The 729-nt window shown below is 42.9% G+C and carries 2 protein-coding genes; both read right to left on the bottom strand.

Features of this window, described 5'->3' with window-relative positions; genetic code table 11:
* Positions 1–228: HIT domain-containing protein (locus AC1DUA_RS39660; RefSeq protein ID WP_477504884.1), on the bottom strand; the 228-nt coding region annotated here is incomplete at its 3' end.
* 162 nt (positions 229–390) lie between these two features.
* Positions 391–702, bottom strand: a complete 312-nt coding sequence (locus tag AC1DUA_RS39655) for a hypothetical protein (RefSeq protein ID WP_477504883.1) — start codon at positions 700–702, stop codon at positions 391–393.
* Between the last annotated feature and the right edge of the window lie 27 nt (positions 703–729).

The following is a 729-nucleotide window of genomic DNA, read 5'->3' as shown; positions in this document are numbered from 1 at the left end:
GTCTAGTTCTCTAGCAATTTGCGCGGCGGCCGCTTGCATTTGTCCAATAGTAGACCAGTCTTCCGCTTGCGCGTCAGCCAATGAGGCGATGTGTTTCTTAGGAATGATAAGCACATGGATCGGTGAGGCTGGTTGGATGTCGTGAAATGCTAGAATTTCATCGTTCTCGAATACTTTTTTCGAGGGCAGTTCCCCCGCAACAATTTTGCAAAAAATACAATCACTCATAAATGGGCCAATCCCTCCACTTTCTTATAAATCTATACCTTTAATTTTATCGGAAACGCGCGAAAAAATCCAACCCAATCCGTCCTATTCCAAGGAACAATAGCAAAATAAAGAAACCCCACAGCTTAAAGCGAGGTTTCTCAACAAGAAAATGGATATCTATTAATAATAAGGCAATAATGACAAAGTTAGTAAACCAGCTAATGGTAGTACTTGCCTTGCGAATCTCCGACGTCCAAATCCATAGCCATAACCAGGATACGGGTAGCCATAATACGGATTGGGATAGCCTCCATACGGCAGGAATGCTCTCATCTGTTCATGATCCATACCGCCGATTGGCACGGCTAAGTATAAATTGTCATCATCCACATTTTCGACAATGCCATCATAAACGGCTCCGCTTGTCATCGTTACGCTGACATAACGGTACATATGTTTTTTGCAAATCTCATGAATTTCGGGATGTTTCATGGGCTCATGCCTCCTTTTTTCTACAGC

This window comes from Paenibacillus sp. 01T422, assembly GCF_056398785.1.
The sequence above is the reverse complement of the archived record's forward strand: the minus strand, read 5'-3'. Positions and strand labels throughout refer to the sequence as shown.

Bases quoted from the DNA above. Each gene is read 5' to 3' on its own strand.
- AC1DUA_RS39655 (WP_477504883.1), bottom strand. From the start codon at position 702: ATGAAACATCCCGAAATTCATGAGATTTGCAAAAAACATATGTACCGT.